Origin of the sequence: Rhizobium sp. BIGb0125 (assembly GCF_024810055.1) — a bacterium.
GTDB lineage: Bacteria > Pseudomonadota > Alphaproteobacteria > Rhizobiales > Rhizobiaceae > Agrobacterium.
On record NZ_JANUDV010000002.1, the window covers coordinates 407,397 to 428,884 of the forward strand.

At 56.2% G+C, this 21,488-nt stretch carries 20 protein-coding genes and 1 pseudogene; 17 read left to right on the top strand and 4 right to left on the bottom strand.

The features are described 5' to 3' along the window. The first annotated feature begins 37 nt into the window (after positions 1 to 37). From alr to rarD, 11 genes are all read left to right on the top strand, one after another. Positions 38 to 1,204 carry an alanine racemase gene (gene alr / locus M2418_RS05970; RefSeq protein WP_259145449.1) on the top strand — a complete coding sequence of 389 codons (1,167 nt, stop codon included), beginning with the start codon at positions 38 to 40 and terminating at the stop codon, positions 1,202 to 1,204. 114 nt (positions 1,205 to 1,318) lie between these two features. Further along, complete coding sequence (gene radA / locus M2418_RS05975; RefSeq protein ID WP_192487420.1) at positions 1,319 to 2,725, top strand: DNA repair protein RadA; 1,407 nt, start codon at positions 1,319 to 1,321, stop codon at positions 2,723 to 2,725. 90 nt (positions 2,726 to 2,815) lie between these two features. Beyond that, positions 2,816 to 3,403, top strand: a complete 588-nt coding sequence (locus M2418_RS05980; protein ID WP_192487419.1) for a CvpA family protein — start codon at positions 2,816 to 2,818, stop codon at positions 3,401 to 3,403. A gap of 234 nt (positions 3,404 to 3,637) precedes the next feature. Beyond that, the gene (gene purF, locus M2418_RS05985) at positions 3,638 to 5,131 is read left to right on the top strand and encodes an amidophosphoribosyltransferase (RefSeq protein WP_259145450.1); all 1,494 of its coding nucleotides are present in this window, start codon (positions 3,638 to 3,640) and stop codon (positions 5,129 to 5,131) included. 140 nt (positions 5,132 to 5,271) lie between these two features. Then, the gene (locus M2418_RS05990) at positions 5,272 to 6,012 is read left to right on the top strand and encodes an SDR family NAD(P)-dependent oxidoreductase (RefSeq protein WP_259145452.1); all 741 of its coding nucleotides are present in this window, start codon (positions 5,272 to 5,274) and stop codon (positions 6,010 to 6,012) included. Between the two features lie 359 nt (positions 6,013 to 6,371). Further along, a complete protein-coding gene (cysS, locus tag M2418_RS05995; RefSeq protein ID WP_259145455.1) occupies positions 6,372 to 7,751 on the top strand; it encodes a cysteine--tRNA ligase in 1,380 nt (459 codons plus the stop codon). 79 nt (positions 7,752 to 7,830) lie between these two features. Beyond that, a complete protein-coding gene (locus M2418_RS25740; RefSeq protein WP_405049392.1) occupies positions 7,831 to 7,938 on the top strand; it encodes a DUF559 domain-containing protein in 108 nt (35 codons plus the stop codon). After that, positions 7,935 to 8,408, top strand: coding sequence for a GFA family protein (locus M2418_RS06000; RefSeq protein WP_259145456.1), 474 nt, complete (start codon positions 7,935 to 7,937; stop codon positions 8,406 to 8,408). Before M2418_RS25740 ends, M2418_RS06000 begins: the two co-directional genes overlap by 4 nt. Before the next feature lie 129 nt (positions 8,409 to 8,537). Continuing rightward, positions 8,538 to 8,999, top strand: a complete 462-nt coding sequence (locus M2418_RS06005; RefSeq protein WP_259145458.1) for a GFA family protein — start codon at positions 8,538 to 8,540, stop codon at positions 8,997 to 8,999. Continuing rightward, complete coding sequence (gene pip / locus M2418_RS06010) at positions 8,996 to 9,952, top strand: prolyl aminopeptidase (protein ID WP_259145459.1); 957 nt, start codon at positions 8,996 to 8,998, stop codon at positions 9,950 to 9,952. Before M2418_RS06005 ends, pip begins: the two co-directional genes overlap by 4 nt. Before the next feature lie 122 nt (positions 9,953 to 10,074). Beyond that, positions 10,075 to 10,986 (top strand): EamA family transporter RarD, encoded by a 912-nt coding sequence (rarD, locus tag M2418_RS06015; protein WP_250982970.1) that lies wholly within the window; start codon positions 10,075 to 10,077, stop codon positions 10,984 to 10,986. A 57-nt stretch (positions 10,987 to 11,043) separates the two neighbouring features. Here the strand turns inward: rarD and M2418_RS06020 are convergent, their stop codons facing one another. Then, entirely contained in the window at positions 11,044 to 11,664 is a 621-nt protein-coding gene (locus M2418_RS06020) for a TIGR00730 family Rossman fold protein (RefSeq protein WP_192487411.1), read from the bottom strand. 157 nt (positions 11,665 to 11,821) lie between these two features. On the opposite strand from M2418_RS06020, the gene M2418_RS06025 reads away from it, so the two are divergent. The 5 genes and pseudogenes from M2418_RS06025 (at position 11,822) to M2418_RS06045 (ending at position 18,041) form a co-directional block, all read left to right on the top strand. After that, the gene (locus tag M2418_RS06025; RefSeq protein WP_259145461.1) at positions 11,822 to 13,837 is read left to right on the top strand and encodes a LysM peptidoglycan-binding domain-containing protein; all 2,016 of its coding nucleotides are present in this window, start codon (positions 11,822 to 11,824) and stop codon (positions 13,835 to 13,837) included. Between the two features lie 121 nt (positions 13,838 to 13,958). Next, entirely contained in the window at positions 13,959 to 15,848 is a 1,890-nt protein-coding gene (locus tag M2418_RS06030) for an ABC transporter ATP-binding protein/permease (protein WP_250982972.1), read from the top strand. A 284-nt stretch (positions 15,849 to 16,132) separates the two neighbouring features. Next, positions 16,133 to 16,840, top strand: a pseudogene (locus tag M2418_RS06035) (phosphatidylserine decarboxylase); the annotation flags it as partial. Between the two features lie 23 nt (positions 16,841 to 16,863). Then, entirely contained in the window at positions 16,864 to 17,727 is an 864-nt protein-coding gene (pssA, locus tag M2418_RS06040; RefSeq protein WP_250982973.1) for a CDP-diacylglycerol--serine O-phosphatidyltransferase, read from the top strand. 173 nt (positions 17,728 to 17,900) lie between these two features. After that, positions 17,901 to 18,041, top strand: coding sequence for a hypothetical protein (locus M2418_RS06045; protein WP_250982974.1), 141 nt, complete (start codon positions 17,901 to 17,903; stop codon positions 18,039 to 18,041). 62 nt (positions 18,042 to 18,103) lie between these two features. Here the strand turns inward: M2418_RS06045 and M2418_RS06050 are convergent, their stop codons facing one another. Further along, positions 18,104 to 18,736, bottom strand: a complete 633-nt coding sequence (locus M2418_RS06050; protein WP_259145463.1) for a LysE/ArgO family amino acid transporter — start codon at positions 18,734 to 18,736, stop codon at positions 18,104 to 18,106. A gap of 301 nt (positions 18,737 to 19,037) precedes the next feature. Here M2418_RS06050 and M2418_RS06055 point away from each other — a divergent pair, with 301 nt between their 5' ends. Next, positions 19,038 to 20,330 carry a PleD family two-component system response regulator gene (locus M2418_RS06055; protein WP_259145899.1) on the top strand — a complete coding sequence of 431 codons (1,293 nt, stop codon included), beginning with the start codon at positions 19,038 to 19,040 and terminating at the stop codon, positions 20,328 to 20,330. Positions 20,331 to 20,343: 13 nt separating this feature from the next. Here M2418_RS06055 and M2418_RS06060 read toward each other — a convergent pair whose 3' ends face one another. Together M2418_RS06060 and M2418_RS06065 are read right to left on the bottom strand one after the other, a co-directional pair. Further along, complete coding sequence (locus M2418_RS06060; RefSeq protein ID WP_259145464.1) at positions 20,344 to 21,105, bottom strand: SOS response-associated peptidase; 762 nt, start codon at positions 21,103 to 21,105, stop codon at positions 20,344 to 20,346. Positions 21,106 to 21,151: 46 nt separating this feature from the next. Then, positions 21,152 to 21,475 (bottom strand): YnfA family protein, encoded by a 324-nt coding sequence (locus tag M2418_RS06065; protein WP_192487403.1) that lies wholly within the window; start codon positions 21,473 to 21,475, stop codon positions 21,152 to 21,154. Between the last annotated feature and the right edge of the window lie 13 nt (positions 21,476 to 21,488).

Below are 21,488 nucleotides of genomic sequence, written 5' to 3' on the forward strand. Positions count from 1 at the left end.
TGGCTCAAATAGTTTTTGAGCAGCATTGCGAGACAGCATGACCGATTTCGACGATAGCCTTTCCGATTATGACGAATTCGAGCATGCGCCGCTGCGGCTGACTGTTGATCTCGGTGCACTGGCGGATAACTGGCGCGACATGAAAAAACGCTCCGGCAAGGCGCGGACCGCCGCCGTGGTCAAGGCTGACGCCTATGGCATGGGTATCGAAGATTGCGGCACCACGCTGTACCATGCCGGGGCACGGGACTTTTTCGTGGCAACCGTTGCCGAAGGCGTGACACTGCGTCCGCACGCTCCGGAAGCACGTATCTTCGTGCTGTCAGGCATCTGGCCAGGACAGGAAGCGCATTTCTTCAACAATGATCTTGTGCCTGTCGTCGCGTCGGAAGAGCAGTTGGCTTTTTGGATGTCGACGCTCGCCGAACGGGGTGATCATCCATTCGCCCTTCATGTCGATACCGGCTTCAACCGTCTTGGATTGCCGCTGGATGAGGCACTGTTTCTGGCCGACGATATCTCGCGACCAGCCAGCTTCGACCCGGTTCTCGTGCTATCGCACCTAGCATCGGCGGACACGCCCTCTTCCGCCATGAACAAGGCACAGCTTGAATCATTCCGTAAGGTTAGCGCTGCTTTCGAAGGTGTCGAATCAAGCCTTTCAGCTTCTGCTGGAATATTTTTGGGTCCAGACTATCACTTCGATCTGACCCGTCCCGGCATCGCGCTTTACGGCGGCGAAGCCGTCAATGACGTGGATAATCCGATGCGCCCGGTCGCCAAGGCGGAAGCGCGCATCATTCAGGTGCGTGAAGCCGGTGAAGGACAGACCGTCAGCTACGGTGGCACTTTCCTGCTCAAGCGCGCCAGCCGCCTTGCCATAGCATCAGTCGGTTATGCCGACGGTTATCAGCGTTCGCTTTCCGGTTCCGGCATTCCTTTGAGGGAAATGGGTTATGGCGGCGCCTATGGTTTCATCAACGGCCACCGGGTCCCGGTTGCCGGTCGCGTGACCATGGACCTCACCATTTTCGATGTCACCGATGTGCCCGAAAATGCCGTGCGCGCTGGAGATTACATTGAACTGTTCGGCCCCAATGTACCGGTGGATGAGGTCGCGCGTGCGGCAGGAACCATCGGCTATGAAATGCTGACCGGCCTTGGTCTGCGTTATGAGCGGCAGTATTTGTTCGACGGCGAATAATTAAAACCGCACCGCCTTTAAACAACAGGCTTGCAAAGCCGACGGCAGGCGTTTATCCCGGCATTAAGTTCTTTATTTGTTCTCATTCAAGATACTGCCGGGAGCCACAACCGCATGGCCAAGACCAAAACCCAATTCGTGTGCCAGAACTGTGGCACGGTGCACACCCGCTGGGTTGGCAAGTGTGAAGGTTGCGGTGAGTGGAACACCATCATTGAAGATGACCTGATGGGTGGCATCGGCTCAGGGCCCGGCAAAACACCCAAGAAAGGTCGTCCGGTCGCTTTGACGGCACTATCAGGGGAATCCGAAGAAGCGCCGCGCATTGCAACCGGCATGGACGAGTTGGACCGCGCAACCGGTGGCGGTTTCGTCCGTGGCTCGGCAGTGTTGATCGGTGGCGATCCCGGTATCGGCAAATCGACGCTGCTGATGCAGGCCGCCGCAGCCCTGTCGCGACGTGGCCAGCGTATTATTTATGTCTCGGGTGAAGAGGCCGTGGCACAGGTTCGTCTGCGTGCGCAGCGTCTGGGCGCGGCACAAACCGACGTGCTGCTGGCGGCAGAAACAAATGTCGAAGATATTCTGGCAACCATTTCCGAAGGCAAGCGCCCGGATCTGGTGATTATCGATTCTATCCAAACCCTGTGGAGCGACACGGCCGATTCGGCACCCGGTACAGTCACCCAAGTGCGTACCGGCGTACAGGCGATGATCCGTTTTGCCAAACAGACCGGTGCCGCCATGGTGCTTGTTGGCCATGTGACCAAGGAAGGCCAGATTGCCGGTCCGCGTGTTGTTGAACACATGGTGGATGCGGTGCTTTATTTTGAGGGCGACCGCGGTCACCACTACCGAATCCTGCGGACGGTGAAGAACCGTTTCGGACCAACGGATGAAATCGGCGTGTTCGAAATGTCCGACAAGGGCCTGCGGGAAGTTTCCAATCCATCCGAGCTTTTTCTGGGTGAACGCAACGCAAAAGCCCCGGGCGCTGCGGTTTTTGCCGGCATGGAAGGCACCCGCCCTGTACTGGTTGAAGTGCAGGCGCTGGTGGCAGCCACGTCTCTCGGCACCCCGCGCCGCGCCGTAGTCGGTTGGGATTCGTCACGCCTTGCGATGATATTGGCGGTGCTGGAAGCCCATTGCGGGGTGCGACTTGGTCAGCACGATGTGTACCTGAATGTCGCTGGCGGTTACCGCATCTCGGAACCGGCCGCCGACATGGCTGTGGCTTCCGCACTGGTTTCGTCGCTTGCCGGTCTTGCCCTTCCGGCCGATTGTGTTTATTTCGGCGAAGTCAGCCTGTCAGGAGCGGTAAGACCCGTTTCGCACACGGTGCAGCGGTTAAAGGAAGCGGAAAAACTGGGCTTTACCCAGGCACTGCTTCCGACAGCATCGGCGGAATTGCCTAAAACCGGCAACGGCCGATGGGCAGAAATTGAAAGCCTGCCGGATCTCGTTGCGCGCATCGCAGGTTCCGCCAACCGCTTCAAACAGGTTGAGGAAGATGAATATTGATCCTTTCGCTGGCTAAGCCTGTGGTGTAAGAGGATCGCAAACAGGCAAGACGGTGCTTTGATAAAGCCCCGCGACCTTTGGAGCTGGTATATGCCCATCACGATTTTCGACGGTATTGTTCTCGCCGTTGTACTTTTCTCAGCCGTTCTGGCCATGGTGCGCGGTTTTTCCCGCGAAGTTCTGTCCATAGCAAGCTGGGTTGGTTCGGCTGCTGCCGCCTACTATCTCTACCCGGTTCTGGTGCCTTACGCCAACAACTACACCAATGACCACCGCATCGCGATTGCCGGTTCGGCAGGTGTGGTCTTTCTTGTTGCGCTGATCGTTATTTCGTTCATCACGTCCAAGATTGCCGACTTCATCATCGACAGCCGCATCGGCGCGCTGGACCGCACGCTTGGCTTCCTGTTCGGTGTGGCCCGCGGCCTTCTGCTGCTGGTCGTTGCACTGGCATTCTGGAACTGGCTGGTTGACGTCAAGATCCAGCCGACATGGATGACCCAGGCCAAGTCCAAGCCATTCCTCGACATGCTGGTGCAGAAGCTGGAAGCTGTGCTGCCAAGCAACATCGAGCCCGAAGTTCTAGACCGCATCATGGGCCGTAATCAGGACGCGACGACGGAACAGGCGCCTTCTGAAGAGGCCCCTGCAACCAACGCACCGGCAACAAACAATTGACACTGTGTTGCGTCTTGCGTGATACGCAAGACGCCTTACATGTGGTATGGTTTTTTCAATAGAGCAGTAACGGACCTTCCCGGAGAAAGATTTCACCGGTCAGGTCTTTGTTTTTTGGGCGCATGACTTTCAAATCCACGACTATTTGAAGGTTGGGCGAAGATCAAAATATTACAGTACCTCGAACGCTTGATGACATGAAGCACGGTACTGTAGGGAGCAAAGGCAAGACGCATGAACCAGCCGCTTTCGCATTCCACGATCAAAGATGTTATCGATGGCGACACGCTGCATGAAGAGTGTGGCGTGTTTGGCATTTTGGGGCATGAGGACGCAGCTACGCTGACCGCTCTTGGCCTGCATGCCTTGCAGCATCGTGGACAGGAAGCCGCCGGTATCGTTTCCTTCGACGGCAAGCGCTTCCATCAGGAACGCCACATGGGTCTGGTCGGTGATCATTATACCGACCCTGCAACCCTCTCCCGCCTGCCCGGCCATATCGCCATTGGTCACACTCGTTATTCCACGACCGGCGAAGTGGCGATGCGCAACGTGCAGCCGCTGTTTGCCGAACTGGAAGAAGGCGGCATTTCGATTGCCCATAACGGCAACTTCACCAACGGCCTGACCCTGCGTCGCCAGATCATCGCTACTGGCGCAATCTGCCAGTCGACCTCCGATACCGAAGTTGTGCTGCACCTAATCGCCCGTTCGCGCCACAGTTCAACATCCGACCGTTTCATCGACGCAATCCGTCAGATGGAAGGCGGTTATTCGATGCTGGCCATGACACGCACCAAGCTGATTGCCGCACGCGACCCCACCGGTATCCGCCCGCTGGTCATGGGTGAACTGGACGGCAAGCCGATCTTCTGTTCGGAAACCTGTGCGCTCGACATTATCGGCGCCAAGTTCGTGCGCGATGTTGAAAACGGCGAAGTGATCATTTGCGAAGTGCAGCCGGATGGTTCGGTCACTATCGACGCCCGCAAGCCAAGCAAACCGCAGCCAGAACGCCTGTGCCTGTTCGAATATGTATATTTTGCACGCCCTGACTCCGTGGTTGGCGGCCGCAACGTTTACACCACCCGCAAGAACATGGGTATGAACCTGGCCAAGGAAGCGCCGGTCGAAGGTGACGTCGTTGTGCCTGTCCCGGATGGCGGCACGCCTGCAGCGCTTGGTTTTGCCCAGCAGAGTGGCATTCCGTTTGAATACGGCATCATCCGTAACCACTATGTCGGCCGTACCTTCATCGAGCCGACCCAGCAGATCCGCGCTTTCGGCGTCAAGCTGAAGCACTCTGCCAACCGCGCAATGATTGAAGGCAAGCGCGTTGTGCTGGTCGACGATTCCATCGTTCGTGGCACGACCTCTGTAAAAATCGTCCAGATGATCCGCGAAGCAGGTGCCAAGGAAGTGCATATCCGTGTTGCCAGCCCGATGATCTTCCATCCGGACTTCTACGGCATCGACACGCCTGACGCCGACAAACTGCTGGCAAACCAGTACGCCAATGTCGAGGACATGGCGAAGTTCATCGGTGTGGATTCGCTGGCCTTCCTGTCGATCAACGGCCTGTACCGCGCCGTTGGTGGTGAGGACCGCAACAATGCGCGTCCGCAATTCACCGATCATTACTTCACGGGTGATTACCCGACCCGCCTTCTCGATCAGAACGGCGAGGCCATGGGCAGTAAGATATCGATGCTGGCCAGCAACGGCTGATAAACCAAGCTTTAGCCCGCGCCCACTGCGCGGGCTTTTTGTTTGTGGCAGTTGCTTTGCGACCTTCTGGCCTATTGCCGCCCATGTCGCTTCCTCATAAGACGGCAGTCACAGACTGATTTACTCTTCGGGGGAGACACATGACCATCGACCTTACTGGCCGGATCGCACTGGTAACTGGTGCTTCACGCGGCATCGGCTACTTCACCGCACTGGAACTGGCAAAAGCTGGCGCACACGTCATCGCCTGCGCGCGTACGGTTGGCGGTCTTGAGGAGTTGGACGATGCCATCCAGGCCGCAGGCGGCTCGGCCACGCTGGTGCCGTTCGATCTCGCCGACATGAATGCAATCGATGGTCTTGGCGCCTCCATTAACGAACGCTGGGGCAAGCTTGATATTCTGGTAGCCAATGCCGGTGTGCTAGGTGTGATTTCCCCCATCGGCCATATCGAGGCGAAAGTCTTCGAAAAGGTCATGAACATCAACGTCACCTCGACCTGGCGTCTGATCCGTTCGGTGGAGCCGCTGCTCATCAAATCTGATGCTGGACGCGCCATCCTGCTGTCGTCGGGCGTTGCCCATTCCTGTCGCCCGTTCTGGAGCGCCTATTCCGCCTCCAAGGCTGCCGTCGAAGCGCTTGGCCGCACATGGGCTGCAGAAACGCAGAAGACTGCGCTGCGCATCAACTGCGTCAATCCCGGTGCGACACGCACTGCCATGCGCGCGCAGGCGGTTCCGGGCGAAGATCCGTCGACGCTGCCGACACCGTCCGATGTTGCAAAGACCCTGCTGCCCTTGCTGGCACCTGAACAGACCGAAACAGGCAAGCTGTTTTCTGTGCGTGACAACAAGTTCCTGGACTACCATCTGCCGGAATAAGACCTGCCAAACATGCCTCCCAAGTGGAGACCTGTTCCGGGAGGCATGACACCGCAGCAAGGTTGCAGGCTCTTGACCAAATCTATCGGGCGCGCCATAAGGCTGACCATGAAAATGGCGCCCTTCAACCATGGTTTTGATACGGTTTGCGACATCGACCCGAAGATCATTCTTGATGTTCGCGGCGCACGATGTTCCTGTTCAGACCGCTAAGCGCATTTTGTGCAGGCACCTGCACAGTCACGTCACTCAAAGCACGTTATCTAGTCTCCAAACCGGCCCGGCTGTTTCGCATCTTCTCAACGGCAAGATGACAAACGCGCCCGCGCCCGTTACGGTTCTGTTCGGGAGAAATTGAAATGAACCTGAAATTTTACAATACCCTGACCCGCGAAAAGGCTGCATTTGCGCCTATCGATGAACAGAACGTGCGCATGTATGTCTGCGGCCCAACCGTGTATGACTTTGCCCACATTGGCAATGCGCGGCCAGTAATCGTGTTTGACGTGCTCTTCCGTGTGCTGCGCCATGTTTATGGTGAAGGCCATGTCACCTATGCCCGCAACATCACCGACGTCGACGACAAGATCAATGCGCGTGCATTGCGTGACTACCCTCACCTGCCGCTCAATGACGCCATTCATGCGGTTACCCAGAAGACCGCAGAGCAGTTCCATCAGGATGTTGCTGCACTTGGCAATCTCGAGCCCACCATCGAGCCGCGTGCGACCGACAATATCGCCCAGATGATCGATATCATCGAAAAGCTGATTGCCCGTGGCCATGCCTACAATGCTAGCGGTGAAGTACTTTTCGACACCCATTCGATGAGCGATTACGGTCAGTTGTCCAAGCGACCGCTGGATGAGCAGCAGGCTGGCGCCCGCGTTGCCGTCGATGCTCACAAAAAACATCCGTCCGATTTCGTTTTGTGGAAGCTGTCCAACGATAACGAACCTGGCTGGGAAAGCCCGTGGGGTCGTGGTCGTCCGGGCTGGCACATTGAGTGCTCGGCAATGTCCGGCCGTTACCTCGGCGACGTTTTCGATATTCACGGCGGCGGTCTCGACCTGATTTTCCCGCACCATGAAAACGAGATCGCCCAGTCGCGTTGTGCGCATGGCACGCATGTCATGGCCAATCTGTGGATGCATAACGGCTTCGTGCAGGTTGAAGGCCGCAAGATGTCCAAATCGGACGGCAACTTCTTCACCATCTACGAATTGCTGCATACCGACCGCTTTGGCGAGCGGCAGTGGCCGGGCGAGGTTTTGCGCCTCGCCATGCTGATGACCCATTACCGCGAGCCGATCGACTTCTCCGTCAAGCGACTGGAAGAGGCCGAACGGTTGCTGGCGAAGTGGCCAGCGGCTGAGCCGGGCGATGCCACACCTGACACAACGGTTCTGGATGCGCTTGCCGATGACCTGAATACGGTTGCTGCCATTCAGGCGTTGCATGCGTTGGCGCAGGCCGCCAACGCCGACCCGTCCAAGATGGCGGTCTTTGCTGCCAGTGCGGCCCTTCTCGGTGTCTTACCAAAGAAGGCGGAAGTGGATGAAGCCGTTGCTGCGGCTATCGATTCGCTGGTGGAACTGCGCCTTGAAATGCTGAAAGCCAAGAACTTTACTGAAGCGGATCGCATTCGTGACGAGCTTGCTGAAAAGGGCATTCAGCTCAAGGACGGCAAGGACAAGGAAACCGGCGAACGGGTGACGACCTGGGAATTGAAGCGGTAACAGCGCCTTCCCTGTCCGGCTCTATCTTCAATAGATCATCGCTCTGAGGGGCGATGATCAGTAATATAGGAAACTTAAACTGCAACACGGATCGACCGTCCTGCGTTTCTGGAACAACGATGTCCTGCAAGATATCGACAATGTTAGTCTTCGTGTTTTGCGGATGATAGAAGGAAGCCAGTCATGACGATTTACACCGGTGGATGCCAGTGTGGCGCGATACGTTTTCGTGCCGATGGTGACCTGAAAGACAGTTCCATCTGCCATTGCCGCATGTGCCAGAAGGCATTTGGCGCTTATTATGCGCCGCTGGTGTCGGTGCGAAAAGCGAACTTCACCTGGACGCGAGGTGAACCGAAACGGTTCGAGTCATCAGATGTGGTGAAGCGCGGATTTTGTGCCGACTGCGGCACACCCCTAACCTACGAAGCGCCTGATGGCATCGCCATTGCCGCTGGTGCCTTCGACAATCCGTCCCTGCTGCCGCCTGTTATCCAGTGGGGTGTCGAAAACAAGGTTGGCTTTGTGGACGATCTGCACAGCCTGCCTGCCGTTGCGACCGAGGAAGATTTGACCTCTGTGGATTATCTGGTCAATCTGACCTCTTACCAACACCCTGATCACGACACGACAAATTGGCCAGACACAAAAGCATGACCACGCAAGATCCACGCATGAAAATGCCCACATGGCTGCTCTATGGGTTAATTGCCAAGGGCGCTTTGATTGTGATCGTGATTGGTGCGGTCATGACCTATGTAGTCCTGAAGTAAGCAAAGGCGCATCATGCAAGAGAGCGGATTTTCCGGTGGCTGCCAGTGTGGCGCAGTGCGGTTTCATGCGGGCAAGATCGGACGACCATCGATCTGCCATTGCCGCATGTGCCAGAAACAGTTCGGCAATTTTTTCGGTGCTCTTGTCAGCGCCGATCAGGCCCACCTGACATGGACACGTGGGCAGCCAAAGCTGTTCCGGTCTTCTGCCAAAATCCACCGTGGCTTCTGCGAAAAATGCGGCACGCCCCTGACCTATCATTACCCCGGCGGTGTAGAACTGGCCATCGGCGCGTTCGACACGCCAGAGGTGCTGGAACCGCAGGTTCAGGTCAATTTCGAACATCGCATGCCATGGATCGACCAACTTTTTGAAAAACCGTCGGTCCAGCAGAGTGTGGATGAAGCCACCATCATTTCTTTCCAGCATCCCGACCATGACACAGCAGTCTGGCCACCAGAGGACCAAGCATGAGCAATGACCTTCGTACCCTCTATCCCGAGATCGAGCCCTATGCGACGGGCATGCTGGATGTCGGTGACGGGCATACGATCTACTGGGAACGGGTCGGCACACCGGGCGCGAAACCGGCGGTGTTCCTGCATGGCGGCCCAGGCGGCGGCGTCAACGCCATGCAGCGGCGTATCTTCGACCCGGCGCTCTACGATGTCATTCTGTTTGACCAGCGCGGCTGTGGCCGCTCCACGCCACACGCCCATCTGGAAGCCAATACGACCTGGCACCTTGTTGATGACATCGAGCGTCTGCGTGCGATGGTCGGTGTCGATACATGGCTGGTGGTCGGTGGCTCATGGGGCTCGACACTGGCGCTCGCCTATGCCGAAACCCATCCAGACCGCGTTAGTGAATTGGTCCTGCGTGGCATCTACACTGTAACCAAGCCGGAGATGGATTGGTATTATCAGTTCGGCGTCTCGGAGATGTATCCCGATCGCTGGGAAAAATTCATTGCACCCATTCCGGAACATGAACGTGGCGACCTGATGCTGGCCTATCATCGTTACCTGACTGGCGACGACGAGGCTAAGAAGCTGGAATGCGCCAAGGCCTGGAGCCAGTGGGAAGGTGCCACCATATGCCTGCTGCCCAGCGACGATCTTCTGGCCAAACATGGTGACGATACATTTGCCATCGCCTTTGCCCGCCTGGAGAACCACTATTTCGTCAACAACTGCTGGCTTGAAGAAGAGCAGTTGTTGCGTAATGCCCACAAGCTCAAAGACATTCCCGGCGTCATCGCACATGGCCGTTACGACATGCCCTGCCCGCTGAAATATGCCTGGCAACTGGCAAAGGCATGGCCGAAGGCGGAGCTTCATGTCATCGAAGGTGCGGGACACGCCCTGTCAGAACCGGGCATTCTGGATCGCACCATCCGCGCCCTTGACCAATTTGCCGGCAAATAACGGCCTGAGCGTCCGTCAGCACGGTGAAGCTTTGCTGATCGATGGTTCACTGAAATGAATTGGCTTATTCTGCCGGACTGGACTATTGCGTTCTCAATAAAAAAATCCGGCAGGAAACCCCAATGGAAATCGAACGCATCACCCCCGCTGCACCACGCAGCGAAAGCACGCGCGGATTCAGCCTTGCGCTGAGCGCCTATCTTCTGTGGGGTATTTTGCCGCTCTACATCAAGGCAGTGGCGCATATCTCACCAGCAGAAGTGCTGGCCCACCGGGTTCTCTGGTCCATTCCCATTGCGGCCGTCGTGCTGATTGTGCTGGGCCAGACCAAGGACCTCAAGGCGGCCTTTCGGTCGCCGCGCACCATTCTGCTTGCCTGCATGACGGCAACGCTGATCACCATCAACTGGGGCATTTATGTCTGGGCGATTGGTGCCGGCCACGCGATCGATGCGGCCCTTGGTTACTTCATCAATCCGCTGTTCAGTATCTTTCTCGGTGCGGTGCTGCTGAAAGAACGTCTGCTTCCCCTGCAAATCGCGGCCATTTCTCTTGCCGCGGTCGCCGTCGTCATCCTGACCTGGGATGCTGGCACCATGCCGTGGGTCGCGCTTGGCCTGACATGTTCTTGGGGTTTTTACGGCTTCTTCCGCAAGACCCTGCCGGTTGGCGCCAATCAGGGCTTTTTGCTCGAGGTTCTGCTGCTCAGCCCGGCTGCCATTGGCTACATGATCTATCTTGGCGTGACAGGCGGCGGCCATTTCCTGGCCGATAGCTCCAGTGACACCATACTGCTTCTGGTTGCTGGTGCCGTGACGGCCATACCGCTGATGCTTTACGGCAATGGCGCCAAGCTGCTGCAGCTTTCGACCATCGGCATTATGCAATATATCGCGCCGACCATCGTCTTCCTGATTGCGGTGTTCCTGTTCAACGAACATTTCAGCACGGCCAAACTGGTGTCGTTCTGCCTGATCTGGACTGCATTGGTGATTTATACATTCGCCATGCTGCGGCAGCTCAAAGGCCGCTAAAGCATGAGACTTTCCTGTCTTCAACAAGGCAGGAAAGTCATTTTTGTACAGTGCTTGTTATAGCTGGGAGATAACCGAGCTATCGCCATCCGGATTGGCCTGTGCCGTTGCCCGTTCAATGATAGCCGGAACGATATCCTTGATTTCGTCAATCACCAGCGGGTTCAGCATATGGGCCCGGTGAATGAACCCTTCGTCGCGCATGTGGCGAATAAGCTCCAGCATCGGATTCCAGAAACCGTTGATATTGGCAAAGACCATCGGTTTGGCGTGACGGCCAAGTTGCGCCCAGGTCATGATCTCCACGATCTCTTCCAAAGTGCCAACACCGCCCGGCAAGGTGACGAACGCGTCTGAACGTTCAAACATCTTGTGTTTGCGTTCATGCATGTCCTTGGTGACGATCAACTCGTTCAATTGTCCGAGAGAATGGCGGGTCGCCTCCATGTCGACAAGAAACTCCGGTATGATACCGGTCACTTCGCCACCATTGGAGAGTACGCCGCTTGCAACGGCGCCCATGATGCCCTTTGTGCCGCCGCCATAAACGAGGCGAAGACCGTTGTCGGCTATAGCTTTTCCAAGCGCGCGACCGGCTTCCATATAGGCCGGATCACGACCGGGTTGAGAGCCGCAATATACGCAAATGGATCGAATCGAATGTTTTTCACTGGTCATGGACCGAAGGAACAATGCCTTTCGTCATCCGTCAAGAAAATATGGGTGAATGAATTACCCGAAAACGCTGTTTTCCCTTGCAAACGCTTGTGTATAGGGGTGGAAAAAGCTAGCAATTCCGATTGATAGAAAAGAGACATATCCGGAGACTCAAAGGATGAAAAACAAACGGGCCGGCCTACTGGCGCTTATCGTGCTCGCGGTAGCGACGTTGCTCATGGTGTTCTTTGTGCTTCCACGGATATCGCAGGACGGCAAGCCGATTGGCGATGCCATCAACAATGCGGGCACTGCCGTCAAGGATGCCGTCGAATTGGGCGGCCAGAGTGCGTCCGATATTCTTAACGATGCAGCAGAAGAAACCTCCAAGGTTGCCGACAAGGTTGCACGCCTTGCGGCCTCTGCAACGGATTCTATCAACCAGATGACCGGCCTGTTTGCCAATGGCGCCATCCCATCTGATGCAGACTACGCCACAGCCCGCACCAAGGTTGAGGCTGCTCTCAAGGAGTTGTCTGACGTCGATATTCCCGAAACGCTGGATGACACGACATCCAAACTGATCACCACGGCGCGTGCAGCAGCCGAGCGTGCTGGCACGTTCCTGCGTCAACTGCCAGTAAGCGCCAAGGATGCTGCCGCACAGATCGGCCGTCTGGCTGGTATTTTTGCAGGTACCGATGATGGCGCACCTGTCGCGCCGGCATCTGCCCCTGCTGCGGCACCGGCAGATAACCAGCAGTCTTCCAATGACCTTCCGGTGTTTGACGTGCTGCGCGTTGAGCCGGATGGCTCTGCCGTTATCGCCGGCAAGGCCAAGGTCGGTTCGGTACTCGAAATTCTCAACAATGGTCAGGTCATCTCCAAGGCCGACATCGGGCAGAGCGGAGACTTTGCGGCCGTTCTCGACAATCCGCTGCCTCCTGGCGACCATCAACTGATCCTGCGCAGCACAGACAAGGACGGAAAGGTTCTGCAGTCTGATGAAATCGCCACGGTCTCTGTTCCGAAAGACAAGGCAGGTAACCTGCTGGCCATGGTCACCAAGCCAGGCGAAGCAAGCCGCTTGCTGACACTGCCGGAGCAGACACCGGCAGCAAACGTACCGGCCACCCCTGCCACGGGCGAAGCGGTAACACCAGCTGAAACCGCGGCCCTGCCCGGTCTTCCTGCCGGCTCCGACGAAGTTGCAGCACAGCCACCTGCAATTAACGGAACAGCGCCAACCGATGCAGGCACAAGCGAGAAGGCAGCCATTCAGGTCACCGCAGTTGAATTCGAAGGCGACAAGATTTTCGTTGCCGGTTCGGCTCCTGCCGATTCTACCATCCGCGCACTGGTGGATGACAAGGAAATTGGCACCACAACCACGCTGGCGTCTGGCAGCTTTGTCGTTGAAGGCACGATTGATCTCAGCGTAGGCAACCACACCGTCAGCACCGAAATGCTTGACAGCACCGGCAAGGTTTTGGTGCGCGTCAATGTTCCATTTGCACGCCCGGCAGGCGAACAGGTTGCCGTAACGGTACAGCCCGGCGCTGCTGCGGCCACCAGCACAGCCGCTGCCGAAAGCCCACTCAGCGATGTTTCGGTGTTCAAGAACCTGCGCGAAGAAGTCGCCAAGGCATTCGGTCTGTTGCAGGCACTATATGCTGACGGCAAGACACCGCAGATGGAACAGATGGTTGCCGCACGTTCCGCCACCTCGTTTGCACTGAAGTCCCTGTCGGAGTTCCGTGCGGCCGCCTCTGCAGAAGCAGGTTTTGCAGCCTTTGTTGGTACAACGGCAAACCGCGCCAGCGAGATTGCTGCTGTTCTCGACAAGCTGCCGAATGACGTAAGAGCCGTCGGCAATGCTCTTGAAGGCCTTGCCGCCCGCATTGCCGAACTGACCTCCGAGCCGGTTCCACAGAGCAATGAAGGCCCCAAGACATTTGAGCAGGCACCGCTTGCCCATAATGAAAATGCCGTCATCATTCGCCGTGGTGATACGCTGTGGCAGATCTCCCGCCGCGTTTACGGACAGGGCGTTCGTTACACCACGATCTACCTTGCCAACCAGGACCAGATCAAAAACCCCGACCTGATTGAACCCGGCCAGATTTTCGGCCTGCCTGACAAGGCACTGCCGAATGCAGAAGAACTGCACCGCAAGCGTTTGACCGGTGGCTAAGGGCGGTAAAATCCTCCGGTAGGATTGCAATCGTCAAGTTCAGCACTTATTTCGCAATCAACGGCGGCTATCACAGCCGCCGTTATGCTGTCGGCCTTTCGGCAGTGGTCGGAGCCAGAACATGCAGCAAGACAAGAAAAAAACCATCTCCGCGGATTCCAGCAATCCGCTGAACACACTGGTGAACCTGTGGCCCTATATGTGGCCGCATGGCAGAACTGATCTCAAGATGCGAGTGGTCTGGGCCACATTGTTTCTTGTTGCTGCCAAGCTGGTTTTGATCCTTGTGCCCTATTTCTTCAAATGGGCAACAGATGCGCTGAATGGCAAACAGGATGCGACCAGCCTGTTGCCGGTATTTCTGCTGGGGGCGGTCGCTCTCGTCATCGCCTATAATTTTACCCGTCTGTTACAGGTTGGCCTCAACCAGTTGCGCGATACGCTGTTTGCCAGCGTTGGCCAGCACGCGGTGCGCCAACTTGCCTACAAGACCTTCGTGCACATGCATCAGTTGTCCCTGCGCTTCCATCTGGAGCGCAAGACAGGTGGTCTGTCGCGTATCATCGAGCGCGGCACCAAGGGCATTGAAACCATTGTCCGGTTCACGATCCTCAATACCGCCCCAACCTTCATCGAATTTCTGCTGACCGCCGTCATCCTGTGGTGGACCTATGGCTTTACCTATGTGCTGGTAACAGTCATCACGGTCTGGACCTATGTGTGGTTCACGGTGAAGGCCAGCGACTGGCGCATTGGTATTCGCCGCTCAATGAATGACAGCGATACGGACGCCAACACAAAGGCCATCGATTCACTTCTCAATTTTGAGACCGTCAAATATTTCGGCAATGAAGACATGGAAGCCAACCGTTTCGACGGTGCGATGGCGCGGTATGAAAAATCCGCGACCGCCATCTGGACGTCGCTTGGCTGGCTGAACTTCGGCCAGGGCGTCATCTTCGGCATCGGCTCGATGGTGATGATGGTCATGTCGGCACTGGCCGTACAGCGTGGCGAGCAGAGCATTGGTGACTTCGTGTTTATCAACGCGCTATTGTTGCAGCTTTCCGTGCCGTTGAACTTCATCGGCTTCGTCTACCGCGAAATCCGTCAAGGCCTGACCGACATCGAGCAGATGTTTGATTTGCTGGAAGTGGAAGCAGAAGTTACCGATGCCCCACATGCCAAGGAACTGATTATCGGCAGCGGCGCGATTTCCTTCAAGGACGTCCATTTTGCCTACGACCCTGACCGTCCGATCCTCAAGGGCATTTCGTTTGACGTGCCGGCTGGCAAGACTATTGCAATTGTTGGCCCCTCAGGGGCCGGCAAATCGACCATTTCGCGGCTTCTTTATCGCTTCTATGATGTTCAGGATGGCACGATCACCATTGATGGGCAGGAAATCCGTGACGTGACGCAGAAGAGCCTGCGCTCTGTCATTGGTATCGTACCGCAGGACACCGTGCTGTTTAACGATACAATTGCCTACAACATCCGTTACGGCCGCACGTCTGCCGCTGACAGCGATGTGAAGGCTGCTTCTGACGCCGCGCAGATCAGCGGCTTTATCGAACGCTTGCCACAGGGTTACGAGACAATGGTGGGCGAACGCGGCCTGAAACTGTCAGGCGGTGAAAAGCAGCGTGTTGCCATTGCCAGAACCATACTCAAGGCTCCACCTGTGCTCATTCTTGACGAGGCAACATCGGCGCTCGACACCAATACCGAACAGGAAATCCAGAGTGCACTGGATATCGTCTCGAAAAACCGCACGACACTTGTCATTGCGCACCGCCTGTCCACCGTCATTCATGCCGATGAGATCATCGTGCTGAAGGATGGTTGCATCGTTGAGCGCGGAACACATCCCCACCTTATCGCGGCCCATGGCCTTTACGCATCGATGTGGGATCGCCAGCGCGAAGCAAGCCGTGCCGAAGAGCGCTTGCGTCAGGTGCGCGAGACCGACGATCTCGGCATTGTAGACCGGGGAACACCGGCACACTGAACCACCTTGCGACAGCAATGTGACCTATGCCGAAGCTGCCGCATGTCTTTATCCCTAAACCGGGAAACCACTTTTGGGAGACATGCGGTAATTTGCGACATGGGGAGATAATCCCTATTATCCCCTTATTATCGCAGGCAGAGCACACACAAACCGTTGATGCTTTGGTCTGACGCATTGCCCATCCGGCCTTTTGCCTGTAGTCAGCATGGGTCTGGTTTGGCGCGCATGTTGGAAACAATCGATGCTTCCGGGCGGCATGCAAGAAATATAAAAATCGGAGAAAAATACCTATGAACCTGTTCGATACCATTCGTAACACCATCGTACCGATCCATAAGGAAGGTTACGTTTTCGTCGCTGCCTTTTTCGTGGCGTCGCTGGTGCTAGGCTGGATTGCCGAGCCGCTGTTCTGGGTTGGTCTGGTTTTGACCCTGTGGTGCGCCTACTTCTTCCGCGACCCTGAGCGCGTCACACCGCAGGATGATGACCTCGTCATCAGCCCGGCAGACGGCAAGGTTTCCGCAATCCAGATGGTTGTTCCACCGCATGAGCTGGAGCTTGGCAAAGAGCCGATGCTGCGCATCTCGGTGTTCATGAACGTCTTTAACTGCCACGTGAACCGTGCACCGGTTCGTGGCCGTATCGTCAATATTGCTTACCGTCCGGGCCTGTTCCTCAACGCTGAAGCCGACAAGGCCAGCGAAGACAACGAGCGCAACGGTCTGGTTATCGAAACCCGTCACGGCCAGATCGGCGTCGTTCAGGTTGCTGGCATGGTTGCCCGTCGTATCGTCTGCTGGGTCAAGCCAAACGAGCCTGTAGATGCCGGTGAGCGTTTTGGCCTTATTCGCTTTGGTTCGCGTCTTGACGTTTTCCTGCCAGCCGGCACCGAGCCGCGCGTCTCTGTCGGCCAGACCGCCATTGCCGGTGAAACGGTTCTCGCTGAATTTGCCGCGACCAAGGGTCCGGTCATCAGCCGCCGCAACTGACGGATAACCGCAAGGACGCCTTCATGCAAACCCCTACCCCCGTAGAACCGGCACCGAACGGCAAACATGAAAATGGGCAGGACAATGCCCGTGGGCCACGCCTGCGGGAAATCCCCATGCGGCTGGTCATCCCCAATCTGATCACGGTATTGGCGATTTGTGCGGGGCTTAGCGGTGTCAGGCTTGCCTTCGAAAACCGCTTCGAATTGGCAGTCGGCATGGTTCTGCTGGCTGCGTTCCTCGATGGTATCGACGGACGTGTGGCCCGCATGATGAAGGCGACCTCCAAATTCGGCGCACAGATGGATTCGCTGGCCGATATCGTCAATTTTGGTGTTGCGCCGGCGCTTGTACTCTACGCCTTCATGTTGGATCAGGCCCGCAGCTTCGGCTGGATTGCCGCGCTGATCTACGTCATCGCCGCTGGCCTTAGACTGGCACGTTTCAACGTGATGATTGAACGTGAAATCAAGGCACCCTGGCAGAATGAATTCTTTGTCGGTGTCCCAGCCCCGATGGGCGCGCTTTTGGTATTGCTGCCGGTCTATCTCGGTTTTCTCGGCATGCCGCCAACGGCGCCCTTTTCCTATGTTGCCAGCGCTTACACAGTTTTGATTGGTTATCTGTTGATCAGCCGCCTTCCGGTATGGTCTGGCAAATCCGAAACCCGTATTCGCCGCGACATCGTTCTGCCGCTGATGCTGATCGTCGTGCTCTATGTTGCATTGTTGATGAGCTTTACCTGGGAAGTGCTGGCGGTGACCGTTGCAGCCTATCTCCTCTTCCTGCCGTTCAGCGCCCGCGTCTGGCACAAGCGCTATGGCACGCTGACAATCGAAGAGGACAGTCACGGCGATAGCGGTGACGGCCTAGATCGCGGTATCTGAGAGAAAAACAGGTACCTCTGATTGAAGATTGGCAGCATCCGCGCACGATTTGTCGCAGGCTGCAATCTTCAATTGATTTGTAATCGCCTCGAATTTGTCATGATTGGTCATGAAACAACACGGCAACGAATCTGCCAAATATCAAGACCATGGACTATTCGAGGAGAGAGACAATGAGTGAAAACAAGACTGCCAACCCGACGCCGAAACCTGATCTGAACAGCCACTACAAGCCACTGGGACTGAAAGCTGTTGCCGCCGCATCGATGATGCAGAAGAGCAAGCCAGCCCAAGCACCGGCCAAAAAGGCCTGATTGATCCGCGGGAATACCGGCTCACTCTGGTGAGCCAGCACCTTTTCCTGCCGCCACTGCTTCTACACGACGAATTGCTTTACGAACCGGACCAGAAGGCTGATAGCCAAGAGGCTCATGACCACGCCGATAATGGCATCCAGCACACGCCAGGCAGATGGACGGGCAAATAACGGCGCCAGATAACGGGCGCCGTATCCCAAGGCAAAAAACCACACGAATGATGCGACGACGGCACCTGCACCATAGGCGACACGCGCACTTCCCTCGTAGGCCGCTGACAGGCTGCCCAGCAGAACCACAGTATCCAGATAGACATGCGGGTTAAGGAAGGTGAATGCCAGGCAGGTCATGACCGCAGCGCGCAGGCCCAGCCCTCGTGAATTATCGGCCTGCATGACGCCCGGCTTCAACGCACGGCGGAAAGCCAGAAAACCGTAACATGCCAGAAAAAGCGCACCACCCAGCGTCACCACCGCAATCAAAATGGGTGACTGCGACACTAGCGTTCCAAGGCCGGCAACACCTGCGGCAATCAGCAAGGCGTCGGACAGCGCGCAGATCAGGCACAGCAGGAAGACATGATTGCGGATAAGCCCCTGTCGCAGAATGAAGGCATTCTGGGCGCCGATTGCGACGATCAGGGAGCCCCCCAGCAGAAAACCGGCAAGGCTGGCAGACATTAAAGGCGGCATATCTCTGTTTTCCTGAAATTCATGCGGGGCTCTCAGCCATCCGCGAGGCGGGCTCTGCGTCATTGGACAATGACAAATTTACTACTGGCTTCCCGCAAGTATTATCAAGCCCCGCGTCGAGGGTTTCTGAGAAACCACACATAGGAATTGGAAAGTGCTGCGACCTTTCGTCCGTGTTAAGTTATCCTAAGATATTGGTAATCCACCTTCATTATCTGACTCGTGAAGAGTAACGGCCAAGGGGAATGCAATGTCTTACGTACGGGATAACCGGGATGCGCACTACACTGACGTGAACGCCCTGCCCCACAAGATCTTGCTTGTCGAAGATTCCATTGCGCTGTCGATGTTGCTGAAGCAACGGCTGGAAGGCGAAACCAGCGCCGAGGTCATTCATTGCGATACTATGAAGGCAGCCGCTGCTCTGATTGCCGAACATGAATTTACCCTTGCCTTGACCGGTTTGAACTTGCCTGACGCACCTGATGGCGAGATTCTCGGGCTGCTTTCGGCCGCCAGAATTCCAACAATTGTGTTTACCGCGACATTCGATGAACAGGCGCGCAAGCGTTACACCGAAAAGAAGATCATCGACTACATCATCAAGGACGGCCATCGGACGGTGGATGCTGTCATCAAAACAGTTGAGCGGATTATCACCAACCGGCTATTTTCCGTTCTCGTTGTGGATGATGCTCGCTCTGCCCGCTCAGGGCTGGTTGAAATACTCGAACGGCAGAACTTCCGAGTTATAGAAGCTCTCAGCGGCAAACAGGCACTCGACATTCTGCAAGAAGATGAGACAATCGAGCTGGTTATTACCGATTACCATATGCCAGACATGGACGGTTATCAGTTGACCCGTAAGGTTCGCGAATATCGCAGTTCGGAAGACCTGCGCATTATCGGCGTGTCATCCTCGACGGACCGCCTGCTGTCAGCCAGCTTTCTGAAGGCCGGTGCATCCGACTTTATCTATCGGCCGTTTGTGTTGGAAGAACTGCAATGCCGTATCGACAACAACATTGAGACGCTGAAGCAGTTGAAGCGCCTGCGGCATCTGGCCGAACGTGACCACCTGACCAACCTGCCGAACCGCCGCTCCTTCTTTGAGAAGACCAAGTTGATGATGGCGGATCTGCAAAAGAACAATGGCAAAGGTGCGCTTGCCATTCTCGACATTGATCATTTCAAGAAGATCAATGATACCTACGGCCATGATGCAGGCGACCGCACGTTGAGAAATATCGCTGCCCTGCTGGCTGAAAGCTGCGAGACAAACAAACATCTTCCCGCCCGTATTGGCGGTGAAGAATTTGCCATTTTCCTGAGAGGTTTCGATGCAACACAGGCTCGCGCATTTTGCGAAAACCTGCGGCATGCCGTTGAGACCGCTGGCGTAAAACTGACGGGCACCGAAATCGCTGTGACGATTTCGCTCGGCGTGGTCGAAATCGAAAAGGGTGAACCTTTCGACAACCAGCTGAATGCCGCAGACCAACTGCTCTACATGGCGAAGAGCAATGGCAGAAACCGGGTATTTGCCGACCTCGACATTCTCAGCGGCTTCACGGAGCCTGCCAAAGCGCATTAGGGTATGTCACCGTTTAAAACAGTGACATCTGGCCAGAGTCCGGCCCCGTTTTCTTTTTCTTCTGTGGAAGCGTTTCTTCAACCGGCTCAAGCAGATCAGGGCCGACATTGCCGACCTTGTTCACCTTGTCGGATACCGGAATAGCTTCAAAAAAATCCTCATCCGCTGGCACCATCAGGTCCGCCACCTCACGTGGCTCCTGCGTCTTGCAGTCCAGCCAGCGGCTGAAATCCTCCGGCGCAATAACCACAGGCATCCGATCATGAATACGGCTGATCGACCGATTTGCGGACGTGGTGAGAATGGCCGCCGTGTCGACCTCGGAACCATCGGCCGACGACCATGTTTCGAGCAGGCCCGCAAAGGCAACAATGCCACCGCGTTTCGGTTTTATGAAATAGGCCTGCGGTTTGCCGCCTTCATCCTTGTCAGGACGTCTCCATTCGTAAAATCCACTGGCCGGGACAAGTACACGACGGTGACGCATGGCCGCACGAAACGACGCCTTGCCTATTGCGGTTTCGGCTCGAGCATTGATCAGCAAAGGAAAATCACTGGGATCTTTCAGCCAGCCGGGCAACAGCCCCCAACGCGCCAGCACCGCCTGCCGTCTCGGCAGGTTGCTGCCGGGCTGCGAGGTTTCTGATTCCACCACGACAAGGATCGGCTGGGTGGGGGCGATGTTGTAACGCGCGGGAAAGTCATCAAGCTCGATGAGGCTTAGAAACTCAGCGAGTTCGTCGGGCGTTGCCAGCAATACAAATCGTCCGCACATGTTATTTTCCTCCGGCAACCAGTGTCACTGCATCGGCAAAATGATCTCAGGCACGCGGACCAAACAAAATGAGACTTGCACCAGCAAGGCAGATGGCGCCGCCCGCGAAATCCCATCTGTCAGGTGACTGGCCTTCGACACCCCATAACCAGAAAAGTGAGGCAACAATATACATGCCGCCATAAGCGGCATAAGCCCGCCCTGCCACTTCAGACGGCACCAATGTGAGCAACCACGCAAAGGCGGCCAAAGCGACCATGCCCGGCACCAGCCATAGCGCCGATTTTTCCAGCCGCAGCCATGCCCAGAAGGTAAAACATCCGGCAATTTCGGCCAAAGCGGCGGCGGCATAGATCAGATAAATCTTCATTGGTTCGGTTTTC